Annotated in this window: 14 protein-coding genes and 1 tRNA gene; 9 read left to right on the top strand and 6 right to left on the bottom strand. The window is 35.2% G+C overall.

Features of this window, described 5'->3' with window-relative positions:
• Positions 1-19 precede the first annotated feature (19 nt).
• The gene (gene rpiB, locus DFQ08_RS01965) at positions 20-454 is read right to left on the bottom strand and encodes a ribose 5-phosphate isomerase B (protein ID WP_114308114.1); all 435 of its coding nucleotides are present in this window, start codon (positions 452-454) and stop codon (positions 20-22) included.
• A 1110-nt stretch (positions 455-1564) separates the two neighbouring features.
• Between rpiB and DFQ08_RS01960 the strand changes: the two genes are divergently transcribed.
• From DFQ08_RS01960 to DFQ08_RS01940, 5 genes are read left to right on the top strand one after another with little or no spacing between them, the layout of a single operon-like run.
• Positions 1565-3820, top strand: a complete 2256-nt coding sequence (locus DFQ08_RS01960) for a ribonuclease R family protein (RefSeq protein ID WP_114308113.1) — start codon at positions 1565-1567, stop codon at positions 3818-3820.
• Positions 3821-3874: 54 nt separating this feature from the next.
• Positions 3875-4174, top strand: coding sequence for a YbjQ family protein (locus DFQ08_RS01955; RefSeq protein ID WP_114308112.1), 300 nt, complete (start codon positions 3875-3877; stop codon positions 4172-4174).
• On the top strand, positions 4174-4410 hold the full coding sequence (locus DFQ08_RS01950; protein ID WP_114308111.1) for a hypothetical protein: 237 nt from the start codon (positions 4174-4176) through the stop codon (positions 4408-4410). Before DFQ08_RS01955 ends, DFQ08_RS01950 begins: the two co-directional genes overlap by 1 nt.
• 9 nt (positions 4411-4419) lie before the next feature.
• The gene (locus DFQ08_RS01945) at positions 4420-5091 is read left to right on the top strand and encodes a head GIN domain-containing protein (protein WP_114308110.1); all 672 of its coding nucleotides are present in this window, start codon (positions 4420-4422) and stop codon (positions 5089-5091) included.
• A 44-nt stretch (positions 5092-5135) separates the two neighbouring features.
• Positions 5136-5816, top strand: coding sequence for a LysE family translocator (locus DFQ08_RS01940; RefSeq protein ID WP_114308109.1), 681 nt, complete (start codon positions 5136-5138; stop codon positions 5814-5816).
• 537 nt (positions 5817-6353) lie between these two features.
• Here DFQ08_RS01940 and DFQ08_RS01935 read toward each other — a convergent pair.
• The 3 genes from DFQ08_RS01935 to DFQ08_RS01925 all read right to left on the bottom strand — a co-directional run bounded on the left by DFQ08_RS01935 (position 6354) and on the right by DFQ08_RS01925 (position 7136).
• Positions 6354-6424, bottom strand: a tRNA-Cys gene (locus tag DFQ08_RS01935).
• An 80-nt stretch (positions 6425-6504) separates the two neighbouring features.
• Positions 6505-6867 (bottom strand): dihydroneopterin aldolase, encoded by a 363-nt coding sequence (gene folB / locus DFQ08_RS01930; protein ID WP_114308108.1) that lies wholly within the window; start codon positions 6865-6867, stop codon positions 6505-6507.
• A 68-nt stretch (positions 6868-6935) separates the two neighbouring features.
• Entirely contained in the window at positions 6936-7136 is a 201-nt protein-coding gene (locus tag DFQ08_RS01925) for a zinc ribbon domain-containing protein (protein WP_181858356.1), read from the bottom strand.
• Between the two features lie 180 nt (positions 7137-7316).
• Here DFQ08_RS01925 and DFQ08_RS01920 point away from each other — a divergent pair, with 180 nt between their 5' ends.
• On the top strand, positions 7317-9326 hold the full coding sequence (locus tag DFQ08_RS01920; protein ID WP_114308106.1) for a glutamine--tRNA ligase/YqeY domain fusion protein: 2010 nt from the start codon (positions 7317-7319) through the stop codon (positions 9324-9326).
• 104 nt (positions 9327-9430) lie between these two features.
• On the opposite strand, the gene DFQ08_RS01915 is transcribed toward DFQ08_RS01920, so the two are convergent.
• Positions 9431-9952, bottom strand: a complete 522-nt coding sequence (locus tag DFQ08_RS01915) for a hypothetical protein (protein WP_114308105.1) — start codon at positions 9950-9952, stop codon at positions 9431-9433.
• Positions 9953-9991: 39 nt separating this feature from the next.
• Positions 9992-11506 (bottom strand): glutamate--tRNA ligase, encoded by a 1515-nt coding sequence (gene gltX / locus DFQ08_RS01910; RefSeq protein WP_114308104.1) that lies wholly within the window; start codon positions 11504-11506, stop codon positions 9992-9994.
• Positions 11507-11785: 279 nt separating this feature from the next.
• Here gltX and DFQ08_RS01905 point away from each other — a divergent pair, with 279 nt between their 5' ends.
• The 3 genes from DFQ08_RS01905 (at position 11786) to ybeY (ending at position 17255) form a co-directional block, all read left to right on the top strand.
• Positions 11786-15379, top strand: coding sequence for a collagen-like triple helix repeat-containing protein (locus DFQ08_RS01905; RefSeq protein ID WP_114308103.1), 3594 nt, complete (start codon positions 11786-11788; stop codon positions 15377-15379).
• Positions 15380-15440: 61 nt separating this feature from the next.
• A complete protein-coding gene (locus tag DFQ08_RS01900) occupies positions 15441-16841 on the top strand; it encodes a hypothetical protein (protein ID WP_114308102.1) in 1401 nt (466 codons plus the stop codon).
• Positions 16842-17255, top strand: a complete 414-nt coding sequence (ybeY, locus tag DFQ08_RS01895; RefSeq protein ID WP_114308101.1) for an rRNA maturation RNase YbeY — start codon at positions 16842-16844, stop codon at positions 17253-17255. It begins immediately after the preceding gene.
• Positions 17256-17366: the final 111 nt, after the last annotated feature.

Genomic DNA, 17366 nt, shown 5'->3' with positions numbered 1-17366 from the left:
TTTTACGGACCTTTTTAGGTTAACAGGATAGTGAAATCTTATCAACTCTGTTTTGATGACGTCCACCTTCAAAAGCCGTTTCCAAAAATGTATCGACCATTTTTATAGCTTGAGGAATCGATGTAAAACGAGCCGGAACACAGATAATATTAGCGTTGTTATGGAGGCGTGTAAGCTCGGTAATTTCGTTTGTCCAACAAACCCCAGCTCTCACATTAGGGTATTTATTTGCGGTCATTGCGACACCGTTTGCACTCCCACAAATAAGGATCCCAAAATCAACTTTATTGGCATCAACATCCTTGGCAACTGGGTGTACAAAATCGGGGTAATCTACACTGTCTAAAGTGTCGGTTCCGTAGTTGGTAATTGTATGCCCTTTGGCTTCTAAATGTTTTACAATTGCAAATTTGTAATCTGGACCTGCGTGATCGTTTCCTATTGAAATAGTCATAATAAATGAGTTTTTTTATTCAAGCTCAAAGTTAATAATTGCTTACAAGTAAGCACAACTTATGAGGGCTTAGTTATCCATTAGTTTTAACTTTGTTTCGAGTGTCCAAAAATCGGAGTTATTAACATTGTTAATAACTCAAGATAAACTGAAAAATAAATGTTAATATCTGTTCATAACTATTGATAAGGAAAATTAGGATTATCCATAAAATTTTTCAAACAAGAATCAGAAATTAAAAACCTAATTAGTTAGCGTTTTTTTTCGATTAAGTTATTAAACATCATTTTTACGAAGTTAACAGTTTTTTAAAATAAACATATCCATAAATTCTATTAACAATCGTTATTAACAGCTGTTAATAACCTTAAAATTTCTCTTATAAATGAACTTGTTACAGAAAAATCAATTGTTAATTAAATGCTAGCGAATTGTAAACTACGAGTTATCAAAATAAATCTTCTAAAAGTTATATCAGATATTAACAGACTATAATAACCATTATTTTATTTTTTAAATTTTTAAAGTAAAAAGATGATATGAATATAGATGTTGATAACCTCGATTTTTTTAGAAAACAGAAAATAAAAAAACGCCATTTTTAAGTCTATTTACTTGCAATGTTTATAACCTAAAGCACTAAAAAACGAGTGTTTTTAGAGGCTTTAAAATTGAAAATTTAGCCTATTTATAAGATGAAAATTTAGGTCTTATATAACCGGTGAATATTCCGTTTCTTTAATTTTAAGGACCGCTATAAAAATAGAACATAGAACCTCATTTTTGTGTTACCTTAATATAAATTATCCTCAGCCTAACCTTTAGTTAATTTTCAAAATCAGTTAAAAATAGAGGTGCTAAAAGAGACTTAATTTTAGTCGGTAGAATAGCCAAAAATCTAGTCCGGTTTTACAGGTTAAATTGATCTGAAAAACAGCCCATTTTTTTTACCTTATGACTATAGCTTTTTATTAATTTAACCTTTACTAAACACTATTTAATTTTAATAGCTTAACTTTGTAAGAAACTCAGTATCTTCTCTTCTACCTATATTGAGTTTAAATTTAGAATTCCTAACACTTTTTAGGAAACGAATAAGATTACAATTAAATGACAAAAAAGAGAAAAAGGAAACCTTCACATAATAAGATTTCCAACCTTACAAATACAATTCTTAGTATTTTAAAAAAAGATAGAAAATCAACTTTCAACTATAAACAAATTGCAGCTAAGCTTGGCGTCAATGATGCGAGTAGTCGTAACCAGATTATAAAAAAACTTCAACAACTTAAAGCCAAAAAAGAAATTGAAGAAGTAGATCGTGGAAAGTTTAAAGCTGTCGTTAATACAGAATACCATACCGGAATTTTAGATATGGCTTCTAAAGGAAATGGTTATATTATTTCAGACGATTTTGAAGACGATATTTTTATAGCCTCAAATAATATTAATAAAGCCTTACATGGAGACGAAGTAGAATTCTACGCGTACAAAAGAAAGCACAGAGGCAAACAAGAAGGTGAGATTACCAATATTGTAAAACGGGCCAAAAGTGAATATGTCGGAACCATCCAAATTCACGACAAAAAGAATTTTGCTTTCGTGGTGGTGGACAACAATAAAATGTATACCGATATTTTTGTTCCGATAAACAAAATTCACAAAGCCGAAGATGGCGACAAAGTTTTGGTGTCTTTAGAAGATTGGCCAGAAAAAGCCGATTCACCAAATGGAAAAGTTATTCAGGTGTTAGGAAAACCTGGAGAACACAGCACCGAAATTCATTCCATTTTGGCAGAGTATGGCTTACCAAGTGAGTTCCCTCATGAGGTCGAAGCTTACGCCAATAATATTGATTTGGAAATTAAAGCCGAAGAGATTGCGAAACGACGCGACATGCGTAAAGATTTAACCTTTACCATCGATCCTAAGGACGCCAAAGATTTCGATGATGCCTTATCCTTTAAAATTCTAGATGATGGCTTATATGAGATCGGAATTCATATTGCCGATGTCTCACATTACTTGCAACCAGGTACCGTGTTAGATGATGAAGCTTATGAGCGTGCTACTTCTATTTATTTAGTAGATCGTGTGGTGCCTATGTTACCAGAGGTTTTATCTAATGGCGCTTGTTCCTTACGTCCACATGAAGAAAAATATACTTTTTCGGCGGTTTTTAAGATGAATGAAAAATGTGAAATCAAAGACCAGTGGTTTGGAAGAACCGTGACGTATTCTGATGCGCGTTTTGCTTATGAAGAAGCTCAAGCTATTATTGAGAACAATGCCGGTCTCAATGACGTCGATGTTTTAAAACACCCAGATAAAATAGAGACCACTATTCCGCAGGAAGTATCATTAACGGGTGAAGAATACCAAACTACTACCGAAATTGCACAGGCCACAGTAAAAATGAATCAGCTTGCGCGAAAAATGCGAAATGCACGAATGCGCGATGGGGCAATCTCTTTTGATAAGGTTGAAGTGAAATTCAATTTAGATGAAGAGGCTAATCCGGTTGGGGTGTTCTTTAAAACCAGTAAAGATGCTAATAAAATGATTGAAGAATTCATGCTATTAGCCAACCGAAAAGTTTCAGAATTTGTTGGGAAGCAAAAACCAGAAAAAACGTTTGTGTATCGTGTTCACGATGAACCGGACGAATCTAAACTGGCACAACTGCAAACTGTGGTTGGACGTTTTGGTCACCGATTAAATTTTAAAGATAAAGGCAGTATTTCTTCGTCTTTAAATAATTTACTTAAAGATGTTGTTGGTAAAAAAGAGCAAAATCTAGTCGATACGCTTACCATTAGAACCATGTCTAAGGCCGAGTATACCACGCACAATATTGGGCATTACGGTTTAGCCTTCGATTATTATAGCCATTTTACATCGCCAATACGTCGTTATCCCGATGTTATGGCCCACCGACTTTTACAACAGTACTTAGACGGCGAAAAATCGGCCAACCAAGAGGTGTACGAAGAACGTTGTAAACACTCGAGTAATATGGAGTACTTAGCCACCAAAGCCGAACGTGATTCTATTAAGTACATGCAAATCCGTTTTATGCAGGATCATGAAAATGAAGAATTCTTAGGCGTTATTTCTGGAGTTACTGATTGGGGAATTTATATTGAAATTATTTCCAATAAATGTGAAGGGATGGTTAGTGTTAGAGATATGAAAGACGACCACTACCAGTTTGATCAAGATCAGTATGCTATGATTGGAAGCAAAACCGGAACCATGTACCAGTTAGGTGATGAAGTTATTGTAAAAGTGAAAAATGCCGATTTAGTGAAAAAGCATTTGGATTTTTATATGGTGGGAAAACCGGAAACTGAAGACGAAGCTTAAATTTTTAGTGTAACGTTTGGGCCTAATGAGGTCTTATACATAAACATTTTAAACATGATTCTTACAACGACAAATTCTATTGAAGGGTATAATATTGTAAACTACCTCGGTATTGTTACTGGGGTCTCCATGAACAAAGAGGGCATTGGTATGGGCTTTAGTATGTCTAAATATTACGGTAAAATACAATCGAGTATTGAAACCGTAAAGGAAGAAGCCTTTCAAAATTTATTGGACAATGCCAATAAATTAAAAGCCAATGCTGTTGTTGGCATAAAAGTTGAAATAGAATTAACAACCCATAATTATACCATGGTTTCCGTAACCGGTACGGCTGTAAAAGTGATCCTATAATGAAAACAAGTACCAAAGCTGGCGTATACGTTTTTGTCATATTCGCCGTTATTTATGTAGCCGTACGTTTTATGCTTCAATTTATTTTTGAAGATATTAATTCAATGGTATTAGCAGTGGCATCGGCCGTAATTACTGTGGTTTTAACGCCGCAGCGTCGGATCGTTAAAAAACAATCGGGAGAGGAAATTCAACTAAAATGGTTATTTAGTAAAAAAATAATGACCTTAAAATAAGTTATTGTAATGAAAAATATTTTGCTGTTATGTCTTTTGTGTAGTTCACTTTTTATAAATGCTCAAGAGTCTATAGAAAAAAACATAGGTAGTTTTTCAACTGTTAAGGTTTTTGATTTAATTCATCTTAAGATGATTGCTTCTAATGAAAATAAAGTAGTCATTTTTGGTAAAAACAGAAAAGATGTAGAAGTTGTAAATAACAACGGAAAGCTGAAAATTAGAATGAACATCAGAGAAAGTTACGATGGTGAAGACACCGTGGTACAATTGTATTTTACGTCTGTAGATGAAATAGATGCTAATGAAGGCGCTAAGGTGACGCTTAAAGCTCCATTAAAACAGTATGAAATTGATTTAAGAACCCAAGAAGGTGCTGAAATCACTGCGGAACTAGAAACCACTTATGCTAATTTAAGAGCTGTAACGGGTGGGCTTATCAACGTTTCAGGACGCTCTGAACAGCAAGATATCTCCATTTATACGGGTGGCGAGGTTAATGCTAAATCCTTGATTACAGCACATACCCAAGTCAGTATAAATGCTGCAGGTGAAGCTTATATCAATGCTTCAGAAACGGTAGATGCCAAAGTTAAAGCAGGTGGTAGTGTATTTATCTATGGTAAACCTAAAGAGGTTAATGAAAGTACAATGCTTGGAGGTACAATAAAACGTATGTAATATGCCTTGAGTTTCTTACCTTTGTAAAAACCGCAAGTTTTTACATGTTAGACGATATCTTAACAGCCATTCCCTTCGGAATTATATTAGCCTTTACTATTGGTCCAGTTTTTTTTGTATTATTAGAAACTAGTGCTACCAAAGGCTTTACTAGTGCCATTATTTTTGATTTAGGAGTTATTTTGGCAGATGTTGTTTTCATCTTTGTCATTTTTCTCAGTACCGATTCCTTGTTAGAGAAAATTAAGGACGATCCTAAACTACTCGTCTTCGGGGGTGCGCTCTTGGTTATTTACGGACTTATTAGTTTTATTAAAACCTCTAAATCCTTTAGAACTATTGTAAGAGAACACCATAAAATAGCCTTGCCTAAAAAGAAATACGGCATGCTATTTATCAAAGGTTTCCTTTTAAATTTTATCAATATTGGGGTATTACTCGGTTGGTTGGGCTTTATTGTTATTGGTACCTCTATAACCAAGTCAGAAAATGGGGTGACCGTTTTCATTGTAACCATGTTGTTAGCTTATTTTTTAACCGATCTGGTTAAAATAGCGGCGGCAAAACGTCTAAAAAGTAAACTGACGCCGCGTCGTATTTTTAAAACGAAGAAGATTGTAGCTTTAGTGATTTTAGTTTTTGGGATTATATTACTCAGCCAAGGCTTGTTTCCTGATCTCTATGAAAGAGGAATTGAGCAGTTAGAAAACGTGAATCCGATTTAAATTTCAGTACTTCCTAGTATTCCGTTCAACTTCTTTTCTCCAGTTCATTCGGAAAAGGCTATTTAAGCTTTAAAGCCTCTTTGACGTCCATTAAATTCAAAATGAAACACAGTTCAAGCAATTTAGGTTTAAGGTCTTAAAACCTATTTAAAATACGGTAGAAGTGAAGACTTATCTGATTTAAAGCTTACATATTGAGCATAAATAAACAGCAAAAGATCTTAGAGGTTGTTTAGTTGTTTAGCGGCTTTAAACCGTGTAATTATGAATCTATTTTTTCCTAGATTAATAAATAAGGCTACCATTGTGTTTTCTTGATGATTTTCTGTGGTCGCAAAAACGATAAGATTCCAACAACGTATTTATTCATCTAAACTTTCCTAAAAGTTAAAAAAATAGGGCTATCATAAGGTTTCTTAGAGTTTTTCTGAGGATCTTATAAGCGTTAGACTTCGTACCGCGTTTCAATTCATCTGAATATTTTTAAAATTTAAAACATAAAAAAACCTCTAAGAGATCTTAGAGGTTCATTTTCTGAGGTGTCGAGCGGATTCGAACCGCTGTAGATGGTGTTGCAGACCACTGCCTAGCCACTCGGCCACGACACCCTATATATTGTAAATAGGATTCTCAATTGTACATTGAGAGCGCAAATATAAAAATTATTAACGTTAACCCCTAATTAGCATCACTTTTTTCGCTTCTGACTCATTTTTATTCTAACCATCTCAACGTCACCACCTATGGGCGGATTTATTTTGCTCACGGTTACAGTAGCCTTAGTAATTAACGATTCTTCCTCAAAAACACGGTCTAAAATTCGTTTAGCAACGGTTTCTAAAAGTTTAGACGGAATCGCCATTTCTTCTCTAACCACCTTGTTGAGTAAAACGTAATCTACAGTATCATTAAGTTCGTCAGAAACGGCAGACGTTTGCAAATTCGCTTTAATAACTAAATCTACACGGTAATCACTACCAATAGCAGTTTCTTCTTTTAAACAGCCGTGGTTTGCAAAAACTCTTATATTTTCAACTTTAATTTTTCCCATACTACAAAAATAGGCTAAAATTGGCGCTTTTAAAATAATGGGCAACCAAGACTTTTCCGTTTTTTATATTAGCTGGTAAACAAATCAAAAATGTTACTAATCGCACTGGTTTTAGCCTTATAAAATTCAGTATAGGTACATTTTTTACAAGTCACTGAAGTAAATTTCTTATTTTGAATATCAAATATTTTAGAAAAAGTTCCACCCGTGGCACGCATCTGATCTACGGTATAGGTCGTGTTATTACATTTAGGACATTGGTAGTTCATCATTATTATAGTTTTAGGTTCAATAGATAAGTGTAAACCACAGTGAAAATGTTACAGTATTATACCCACAATTTGTGTAATTTTGTAGGGTCTTATAGCAGAATAGGAGTGTAAGATGGTTTTGCGTTTTAGACTGGTTTAATGGCCTAAAATATTCAACAGTTAATTATAAAGAAAAGCATGTCAGAAGAAACAAAAGCACTCAATTTTATTGAGCATATTATAGAGGAAGATTTAGCTAATGGCTTAGCAAAAGATAAACTTCGATTTCGTTTTCCACCAGAACCTAATGGGTATTTGCATATAGGACATACTAAGGCTATAGGAATAAGCTTTGGCTTAGGAGAAACCTATAACGCTCCGGTAAACTTAAGATTTGATGATACCAATCCATCAAAAGAAGAACAAGAGTATGTGGATGCTATTAAGAGAGATATTGCGTGGTTAGGCTACCAATGGGAAAATGAATTGTATTCTTCAGATTACTTTCAGAAGTTATACGATTGGGCCCTTCAAATGATAAAGGACGGGAAAGCTTATGTAGACAGCCAAACTTCTGAAGCTATTGCTGAACAAAAAGGAACACCAACACAAGTTGGGAAAAACAGTCCGTATAGAGATCGTAGTGTTGAAGAAAATTTAGACTTATTTCAACGTATGAAAGCGGGCGAATTTCCTGCTGGGACCCATATTTTACGTGCGAAAATAGATATGGAGCACCCTAATATGCTTATGCGCGATCCTATGATGTATCGTATTATGTATGCCGAGCATCACCGCACGGGTAACGATTGGTGCATTTACCCAATGTACGATTGGACCCATGGGGAAAGCGATTATATAGAGCAAATTTCACATTCTTTATGTTCTTTAGAATTTAAACCGCACCGTGAACTTTATAATTGGTTTAAAGAACATGTGTACCAATATGCAGAAGGAGATTACCCAATGTTACCAAAACAGCGCGAATTTGCCCGTTTAAATTTAAGCTATACCATAATGAGTAAGCGTAAATTGCTTAAATTGGTAGAAGAAGGTGTCGTTTCAGGTTGGGATGATCCACGTATGCCAACTATTTCTGGCTTACGTCGTCGTGGCTATACACCAAATTCTATACGTCAATTTATTAAAAAAGTTGGGGTTGCTAAGCGCGAAAATGTAATCGATGTGTCTTTACTTGAGTTTTGTATTCGTGAAGATTTAAATAAAACGGCAAACCGTGTTATGGCGGTTTTAGATCCTGTAAAAGTGGTCATCACGAATTATCCTGAAGGGAAAGAAGAATGGTTAGATGCTGAAAATAATCAAGAGGATGACAGCGCCGGATTTAGAAAAGTGCCTTTTTCTAGAGAAATTTATATTGAAAAGGAAGATTTTAAGGAAGAAGCAGGTAGTAAATTCTTTAGGTTAAAACTTGGTGGTGAGGTGCGTTTAAAGAATGCTTACATCATACAAGCCAATGATGTGGTGAAAGATGTGGACGGGAACATCACTGAAATTCACTGTACGTATGATGAAGATACCACTAAAAAAGTGAAAGGTACGCTCCATTGGGTGTCTATAAAACATGCGATTAAAGCTGAAATTAGAGAGTACGATCGTTTATTTATGCACGAGTCGCCAGACAGTGATAAGGATAAAGATTTTATGGAACATCTTAACCCGAAATCTCTAACCCTGAAAACAGGATATTTAGAACCAAGTTTAGCCGAGGCTAAAGTAGGGGAGCAGTTTCAATTTCAACGTTTAGGGTATTTTAATGTGGATGATGATTCTACCACTGAGCATTTAGTCTTTAATAAAACGGTAGGTTTAAGAGACAGTTGGGCTAAACAAAAGCCAAAAACGCAGAATAATCCAGGACAAAATAAAACTAAAGCCCCACAGCAAAAACGATCGGCGATAAGTGTGATACAACAATTAGGTAAAAAATATACCAATGTCCCAGAGGCCAAACAAGAAAAATCTAAGGCAGAAATCATAAAGCTTGCAGAAGAGGTAGCTTATGAAGAATTAGAGCCATTATTTGGTACTGCAGTTAAAAAAGTAGGAACACGTATTGCCACTTTAATCGCGTTAAAGGTGCTACTCAATAAAGGCTTAGAACGTAATGAAGCTATAGATGAGTTTATTGCAAAAGCTAAAGCGGATAAGAATGAATTGTTAGTGGCTGAAGCTTCAGAACTCTAAGTAAGTTTTAGACGAAAACGCTTGATAATTAGTCTTATTTGAACATAAAAAAACCTCATAATTTAGATTATGAGGTTTTTTTTATGGGATAAAAACTAGTCCATTTAAGACTTGACTGCTTCCATGCTCACGCTATCTTCCGGAATTTCGATTCCCGTTTTAAAATTCGGTAAAATTTCCGTAGTCATAGCGTTATTGTTTAATTGCTTTGTTTCAATAAACCACCAATAGTTATCGGCCTCGTTATAAATTCCTAAAAGGTGACTTGTAGAAGAAATACGTTGCCCCGACATAAGCATTTGTTTATAGCTTTCTACCAAACAACGGTATTGGCCTTGTTCTTCTACCACTTCAGAAACACTTACAACATTAGCCTTCTCAAAGACAAAACCTTGGTCTTCCATGCCTTCAAAAGTCGCTTTTAGAACTGATAAAGCCGCATCTTTGCCACCCATCATATCTAAGACAGAAGGTAAGGTGTGCTTTAAGACCAGATCGAAATCCATCTCTTTTGCGGCTTTAGACGTTATTTTAGCGTCTCTTAAAGCGTCAGCTTTGGTTTGAGCAAAGGCATTTAAACTGAGCCCTAAAAATAGGAGTAAAACGAGTTTATAATTAGATTGCATGGTTGGTACTGTTTAGTGAATCTTAAAGGTATCAATAAATTATAATGTATGCACTAAATTTTCGATACGCTTAACCGTTTCTGCTTTTCCTATCATAAACATAATATCAAATACATCCGGACCTTGTAAGGCACCAACTAAGGCAAGTCTTAAGGGCATCATTACTTTTCCAAATCCAATCTCATTAGTGGTAATCCAACCTTTAATTTCAGTTTGAAGGTTTTCTACGGTAAAATCTTCAGTGGCATTAACGAGGGCGATTACCTTATTTAAGATATCAGCAGTTCCTTCTTTAAGTGCTTTTTTCGAAGCTTTTTCATCAAAGGAAGTTGGTGTGGTAAAGAAAAAGTGACTTAGGTTCCAAAAATCGCTAACAAAAGTGGCACGTTCTTTAATTAAGCCTACAACTAAAGCAATGTAATTAACGTCCATTTCCGCTAATTCTGGTTGAATCGCTTTAAATTGAGTCGCTAAATCTAAGTCTAACTGTTGTTGCATATAATGGTGGTTAAACCATTTTGTTTTATCGGGATCAAAACGTGCACCTGCTTTATGCACTTTTTCTAAATCGAAATCAGAAATTAACTGCTCTAAGCTAAATATTTCTTGCTCGGTACCAGGATTCCATCCTAAAAAGGCTAAAAAGTTAACTACAGCTTCAGGGAAATAACCATCTTCTTTATATCCTCTAGAAACGCTACCATCTGCGGCGTTATATTCTAAAGGAAATACAGGGAATCCCATTTTATCACCATCACGTTTGCTTAACTTTCCTTTTCCTGTTGGTTTTAAAATTAAAGGTAAGTGGGCAAATTCTGGAGCCTTCCAACCAAAAGCATTGTATAATAATTGGTGTAACGCTAAAGAAGGTAACCACTCCTCACCACGAATCACGTGGGTAATTTCCATTAAATGATCGTCAACAATATTAGCAAGGTGGTAGGTTGGCATCCCATCACTCTTAAATAAGACTTTATCATCTAAAATATTAGTGTCAATTTTTATGTTACCTCTAATGATATCCTTTAAATGTAGGGTTTCATCTTGTGGCGATTTAAAACGAATCACATAATCGTCACCAGCTTCAATCTTAGCTTTAGTTTCTTCAGGGCTTAAGGTTAAAGAGTTGACTAAGCGGCCTTTTTCACGGTTATGCCAATTGTAGATAAATGTTTTTCCTTCCGCTTCATGACCTTTTCGTTCAGCATCTAATTGCTCAGCTGTATCAAAGGCGTAATACGCGTTTCCGCTAGCAATTAAATCGTCTGCATATTGTCGGTACAAATGCTTACGTTCGCTTTGTCTATAAGGACCAAATTTTTCATTTTTTCCAGGACCTTCATCAAAAGGCATTCCACACCAATCTAAAGATTGTATAATGTAATCTTCTGCGCCTTCTACGTAACGGTTTTGGTCTGTATCTTCAATTCTAAGAACAAAGTCACCACCATGTTTCTTGGCAAATAAATAGTTAAATAAAGCGGTTCTTACACCACCTATATGTAAAGGTCCTGTTGGACTTGGTGCAAATCGCACACGTACTTTTTGAGACATAACAGAATTTCGTAATGGTTTGTAAATCTGAATTTATTTCAGAATTTCGTGCAAAGATAAAATTATCACTGTGAAGTAGGAAGGGTGAGGGCTATACTTTTTTATCGATAGTGCTAAAATAAAGTTCAAAAATTAGCGGTGTTGAATGCGCTTAAAATTAAAAATCGAGGCATTTCAACTAAATATTCCAACAAAAAGGGCTATTATTAACAGAATCTTACCAATTTTGAGGCGATTACAGTAAAAATAAAATTGTAGTTTAGTCAGTTAGAATCATATATGAGCAATTTTGAAACCATAAAAAGCAAATTAGAGGAATTCATTAAACGGTATTATACCAATGCGTTACTAAAGGGTGCTATTCTGTTTTTTGCCATGGGTTTGCTTTATTTTATGGTAACCTTATTTATTGAATATGTATTATGGTTAAATCCGACCGCACGGACGATTTTATTTTGGCTGTTTGTGGTCGTAGAAGTAACGCTTTTTATAAAATTTATTGCGCTGCCGTTACTCCATTTATTCAACCTGAGAAAAGGGATTAATTTTGAAACGGCTTCGGCCTTAATTGGTAATCACTTTCCTGAAGTTAACGATAAGTTGCTTAACGTCCTTCAGCTTAATCAAAGTCCGCAACAATCGGATCTACTACTTGCCAGTATTGAACAAAAGTCTTTAGAACTCCAATCCATTCCGTTTAAAGCGGCTATTAATTTTAAATCGAATGCCAAATATTTAAAATATGCCGCGATTCCGGTGCTTATTTTAGTTGTCTCTCTAGTGAGTGGTAAAATAAATTGGTTTAGTGATAGCTATGAGCGTGTGGTTAATTACAAAACGGCTTATGAACCACCGGCTCCGTTTCAATTCTTTATTTTAAATGAATCGCTAGAGGCGGTAGAAAATAAAGATTTTAAGCTCCATGTGTCTACAGCAGGAGAGGTGATTCCGGAAAATGCAGAAATTAAATTTAACGGGCAGTCTTATTTTTTACAACCTATAACTCCAGGACAATTTCAATATACGTTTACCCTTCCTAAGGATGCTTTAGAATTTAGGTTAACGGCTAATGGAGTAACCTCAAAATCTTATCAACTTCAGGTGGTGAACACACCAAATCTTGTCAATTTTGATATGGTCTTAGATTATCCGGCTCATACTCAAAAGCAAGATGAAGTTTTAAAAAGTACAGGATCTGCTGTCATTCCTGAAGGAACCAAAGTCACATGGAAAGCCAAAACCAAAGCGACAACTAAGGTGCAAATTTTGGCTGACGATACCTTAACGTTTACAGCAAAGGCTAAAGACAATTTTGAAGCCACCAAGCAACTTTTTAAGCATTATAATTATAACCTTACCACCAGTAATCAAGATTTAAAGGATTACGAAAACTTAGCTTATAATATAAGTGTGGTTAAGGATCTTCATCCGGAGTTGACTATAAAGGTGCAAAAGGATTCTATAGATCAACAAAGTTTATATTTCTATGGTCAGGCCAGCGACGATTACGGCTTAAGCAAATTGCAAATGGTGTATTATCCTGCTGAAGACAGTTCTAAAAAAGTGGTGGTACCCATGGCTTTGATCAAAGCTAATTTTAGTGAATTTGTTAGTGCTTTTCCAAATCAATTTAACTTAGAAGAGGGGGTGAGTTACCAACTCTATTTTGAAGTTTTTGATAATGATGCCATCCATCAGTATAAGCGTACCAAGAGCGCGACGTTTAATTACCGTAAATTAACGAAAGAAGAAACGGAGGAGAAACAGCTTAATGAGCAAAGTGAAACCATCAAAGATATTAGTAAAACGTTTCAAAAACTTGAAGAGCAAGATAAGAGTCTCGATGAATTTTCAAAAACTCAAAAAGAAAAGGAACGTTTAAATTTTAATGACAAAAAGAAATTTGAAGACTTCTTAAAGCGTCAGAAGAATCAGGAGCAGTTGATGAAAAATTTCAACAAAAAGCTTCAAGACAATTTACAAGAATTTCAAAAAGAAGAGCAGAAAGAGCATCCTTTTAAAGACGATCTTATTGAACGTTTAAAAGATAATGAAGAACAACTTAAGAAAGATGAAAAGCTTCTTGAAGAACTTGAGAAATTAAAGGACAAAATTAATAAGGAACAATTCACGCAAAAACTTGAAGAGTTAGCCAAGCAAAACAAGAATAAAAAACGAAGTATGCAACAGCTTTTAGAGTTGACGAAACGTTTTTATGTGATGAAGAAGGCGGAAAAGATTTCAAATGAATTGAAAGAATTATCCGACAAGCAAGAGCAGCTATCAGAATCTAAAGATAAAAATTCGAAAGCCGCTCAAGAGGAATTGAATAAAGAATTTAACCAACTTCAAGAGGATTTAGAAGACCTTAAAAGTGAAGATAGAAAGTTAAGGAAACCGATGAAGGTGCCTACTGATGAATTTTTAGAGGATGAAATAAAATACGATCAAAAGGCGGCGAAAGAGGCTCTAGAATCTCAGGAAAAGAAGGAAGGTGACCAAGACCCTAAAGCAGCACAAGAAGCGCAAGAAAAGGCCAAAGAAAAGCAAAAGAGTGCTGCTAAGAAGATGCGTAAGATGGCAGAAATATTAGAGCAGTCTATGTCTGGTGGCGGCGGTGGTGGTAGCCAAGATGCGGAAGATATGGATACGCTACGTCAAATTTTAGAGAATTTATTAAATTATTCTTTTGATCAAGAGGCGCTTATGAAGACTTTTGAAGATTTAGATAGTAATAGTAATAAGTATGGAAGTTATATCATAGAACAGAGCAATCTCCGTGGGCATTTTGAGCATATAGACGATAGTTTATTTGCCCTTTCTATGCGTCAACCTAAACTTTCAGAACACGTTAATAAACAAATTACCGAGGTCTATTTTAATATTGATAAAGCCTTATCGCAATTAACAGAAAACAATATTTACCTCGGTGTAGGCGCCCAACAATATGCGGTTACTGCTACCAATGAATTGGCTAATTTTCTTAGTGATTTTTTAGATCAAATGGAAATGGCGATGCAGCCTCAAATGGGACAAGGTGAAGGTGATGGCGAGTCGCTTCCAGATATTATTATGAGTCAAGAAGAGCTCAATAAAAAAATGGAAGAAGGCGTTGAAAAAGGTAAAGAAGGAAGCTCTGGTGAGGAGGGTAAAGAAAAAGGTGAAGGTGAAAAACCTGGTGAATCTGGAAAAGAAGGCGAAGGGGAAAAACCAGGAGAGCAAGGGCAATCGGGTAATGAAGGACAACAAGGCGAATCCGGTGAAAACGGTCAATCAGGACAGCAAGGTAAAAGTGGTCAATCGGGACAATCTGGAGAAAATGGACAAGATGGTGAAGGAAATTCTAAAGGTCAGCAAGGCAAAAATGGGCAAAAAGGCAAAGGCAAAGGCAAAGGTGACGGTCCTAACGGCGATGGTGAAGGGGAGAAGAATGATGGTTATGGAGAAGGCGGATCTGAAGAGCAAAACGCTGAGTTGTATAAAATATATCAGCAGCAGCAACAACTTAGACAGGCCTTAGAGGACCGTTTAACTAAAGATGGCACCATACAATCGGCCGGTCAATTAATACGGCAAATGGAGGCTATTGAATTAGATTTATTGAATACGGGATTCACCAATCAGACCTTACAAAAAATGATGGATGTGCAGCATCAGTTGCTAAAAATGGAGAATGCCACTTTTATGCAAGGACAAGATAAAAAGCGTAAATCGGAAACGAGTACCGAAAGCTTTAATCCAAATCAGGTGGACCCGATTAAAACGGCGAAACAATATTTTAATACCACTGAAATTTTAAATCGCCAAGCCTTACCTTTGCAAGAGCATTTAAAAAAGAAAATACAGGAGTACTTTAAACGTGAAGAAGAATAGTCTATAGTGTTTTTGTGTGCTTATATGTTATTGAATTTTATCAATCAAAACCATAAATTATATGAAAACATTAGTCGTACTCTTCGTTACTCTTTTTGCCTTACATGCACCGCCTAATTTAGAGGTTGTAAATTCCATACATTTAGCGGATCATTATAAAATAGAAGGGACCTTTTCTGGGAATACCGAAGGTGAAAATAGTTTCCATTTAATTATAGCAAAGAACACCGATACCAAGAATTTTGAAATTATACCTTATCTGTATCAAGAGGAAGAAATCATCAAAGTAAAGGCCGTTATTTTTGAGAAGTTACCCTCCGTTTTATCCTTTCATAACAACGACGATATTTTAAGTTTAGTGACCCAATCTAAGGTTGGGCGCGATGAGATGATTAACGTTGTAGATCTTAATTTAAGTTCGGGCGCGTCTTCAATTTCAGAGGCTATTGAAACGGATGATTTTAAAACCTTGATTAGAAAAAAGGATAAGAATTTAATGGTCTTTTCCGATAAAGAAGAGGTTAAAATTATTGATGTTAAAGGAGCAGAAACCATCAATACAATTACGGTAAAAGCGGATGCTTCTTCTACCGATTTTCTAAAGGCCTTGTCTAATAGTAACCTTGACGCTATTAATAATGATGAGTTTGTGGCTAATGGTTCTATTAGTACGTTTAGAGCCTATAGTGATGGAACTTCGGTTTTAATTACTGAAGAAAATACTAAGGAGGCTTTAACTAATGTGGTTAAAATTCCTTTAGATGGAGATTCAGAACAGACGGCAAAGACCTTAGTTTTTGGTGGGGAAAAACCAGATTTAAAAATTAAAAAAAGTACCTCTTATGTAAATAATGATAAGTTGTACCAATTGCAATTAGGAAAAGAAGTGGCGGTTTTAGATGTCTTCGGAATCGATTCAGATTTTAAAAGTTCTACTGATCTTATGAATGTAAAACCATCGCTTAGTGCGGACAATTTTGAGAGTACTAAGGCGTTTGTAAAACAAGCGTCAAAGAAGGTTAATGAACCTACAGTGACGATTAACGCGACTAAGGATAATAAGTTAAAAGTGCGTTTCGATTTTGTAAATAAAAACACTTATAATTACCGTTACGATTGGTGGTGGCATCACCATTGGCAGATGCAACAAATGCAATTAATGATGCAACAGAATATGAGACATTCTGTACCTTCATTTGGTCCTGCTGCAGTTAGCGATTATTATTTTGTTGGTGAGAATAAGAGTTATTTTGAAATTACTATTGATGCTTCGGGTGGAGTAGTGGATGGGGCCTCTAGTGAAACCTTATACCAAGAGATCGATAAGAAAGCCTATATTAAGACCTTAGAAGAGAATAAAAAATTAAAACATACTTCTACGGTATTTACAAAAACAACCTTTAGATATTTAGCGTATAATAAGAAAACGGATGCGTTTACATTCGTTAATAAAGCATTATAAATGATAAGTTTTAATTACGAAACGGCCTTTAGTTTAGAGCAGGCCGATCAAATTTCAGATTGGATTTCAAAGACCATCACAGAAGAAAATTGTAATGAAGGAGAGATTAATTATATCTTTTGTTCTGATGATTATTTACACCAATTGAATGTCGATTTTTTAGATCATGATACCCTTACGGATGTGATCAGTTTTGACTATTCTTTAGGGAAAGAACTTCATGGCGATATTTATATTTCTGTAGACCGTGTAAAGGATAATGCCGAGGATTTTAAAGTTTCCTTTAAGGATGAAATTAACCGGGTCATGGTGCATGGGGTTCTTCATTATTGCGGTTACAAAGACAAGACTGAAGCCGATGAAAAAGTGATGCGATCTAAAGAAGATTGGTATTTAGCAAAGCGGGATTTTTAAGTCGGGCTTTAAGCGTATATTTGCAAGTTGTTAGTTGCGTTATCGTATAATAGTATGGCATAGAATACGAGCTTAGTTATAGTATTGAAATAGGATTCTACGAAAGTAAAA

Source organism: Winogradskyella arenosi (assembly GCF_003337305.1).
In the GTDB taxonomy this organism is placed as follows: Bacteria; Bacteroidota; Bacteroidia; order Flavobacteriales; family Flavobacteriaceae; genus Winogradskyella; species Winogradskyella arenosi.
Note: the sequence above shows the minus strand (reverse complement) of the source record. Positions and strands in the feature narration are given on the sequence as shown.

Excerpts from the sequence above, each read along its gene's own strand:
- rpiB (WP_114308114.1), bottom strand. The coding sequence starts at position 454 with ATGACTATTTCAATAGGAAACGATCACGCAGGTCCAGATTACAAATTT.
- DFQ08_RS01960 (WP_114308113.1), top strand. The coding sequence starts at position 1,565 with ATGACAAAAAAGAGAAAAAGGAAACCTTCACATAATAAGATTTCCAAC.
- DFQ08_RS01955 (WP_114308112.1), top strand. The coding sequence starts at position 3,875 with ATGATTCTTACAACGACAAATTCTATTGAAGGGTATAATATTGTAAAC.
- DFQ08_RS01950 (WP_114308111.1), top strand. The coding sequence starts at position 4,174 with ATGAAAACAAGTACCAAAGCTGGCGTATACGTTTTTGTCATATTCGCC.
- DFQ08_RS01945 (WP_114308110.1), top strand. The coding sequence starts at position 4,420 with ATGAAAAATATTTTGCTGTTATGTCTTTTGTGTAGTTCACTTTTTATA.
- DFQ08_RS01940 (WP_114308109.1), top strand. The coding sequence starts at position 5,136 with ATGTTAGACGATATCTTAACAGCCATTCCCTTCGGAATTATATTAGCC.
- folB (WP_114308108.1), bottom strand. The coding sequence starts at position 6,867 with ATGGGAAAAATTAAAGTTGAAAATATAAGAGTTTTTGCAAACCACGGC.
- DFQ08_RS01925 (WP_181858356.1), bottom strand. The coding sequence starts at position 7,136 with ATGAACTACCAATGTCCTAAATGTAATAACACGACCTATACCGTAGAT.
- DFQ08_RS01920 (WP_114308106.1), top strand. The coding sequence starts at position 7,317 with ATGTCAGAAGAAACAAAAGCACTCAATTTTATTGAGCATATTATAGAG.
- DFQ08_RS01915 (WP_114308105.1), bottom strand. The coding sequence starts at position 9,952 with ATGCAATCTAATTATAAACTCGTTTTACTCCTATTTTTAGGGCTCAGT.
- gltX (WP_114308104.1), bottom strand. The coding sequence starts at position 11,506 with ATGTCTCAAAAAGTACGTGTGCGATTTGCACCAAGTCCAACAGGACCT.
- DFQ08_RS01905 (WP_114308103.1), top strand. The coding sequence starts at position 11,786 with ATGAGCAATTTTGAAACCATAAAAAGCAAATTAGAGGAATTCATTAAA.
- DFQ08_RS01900 (WP_114308102.1), top strand. The coding sequence starts at position 15,441 with ATGAAAACATTAGTCGTACTCTTCGTTACTCTTTTTGCCTTACATGCA.
- ybeY (WP_114308101.1), top strand. The coding sequence starts at position 16,842 with ATGATAAGTTTTAATTACGAAACGGCCTTTAGTTTAGAGCAGGCCGAT.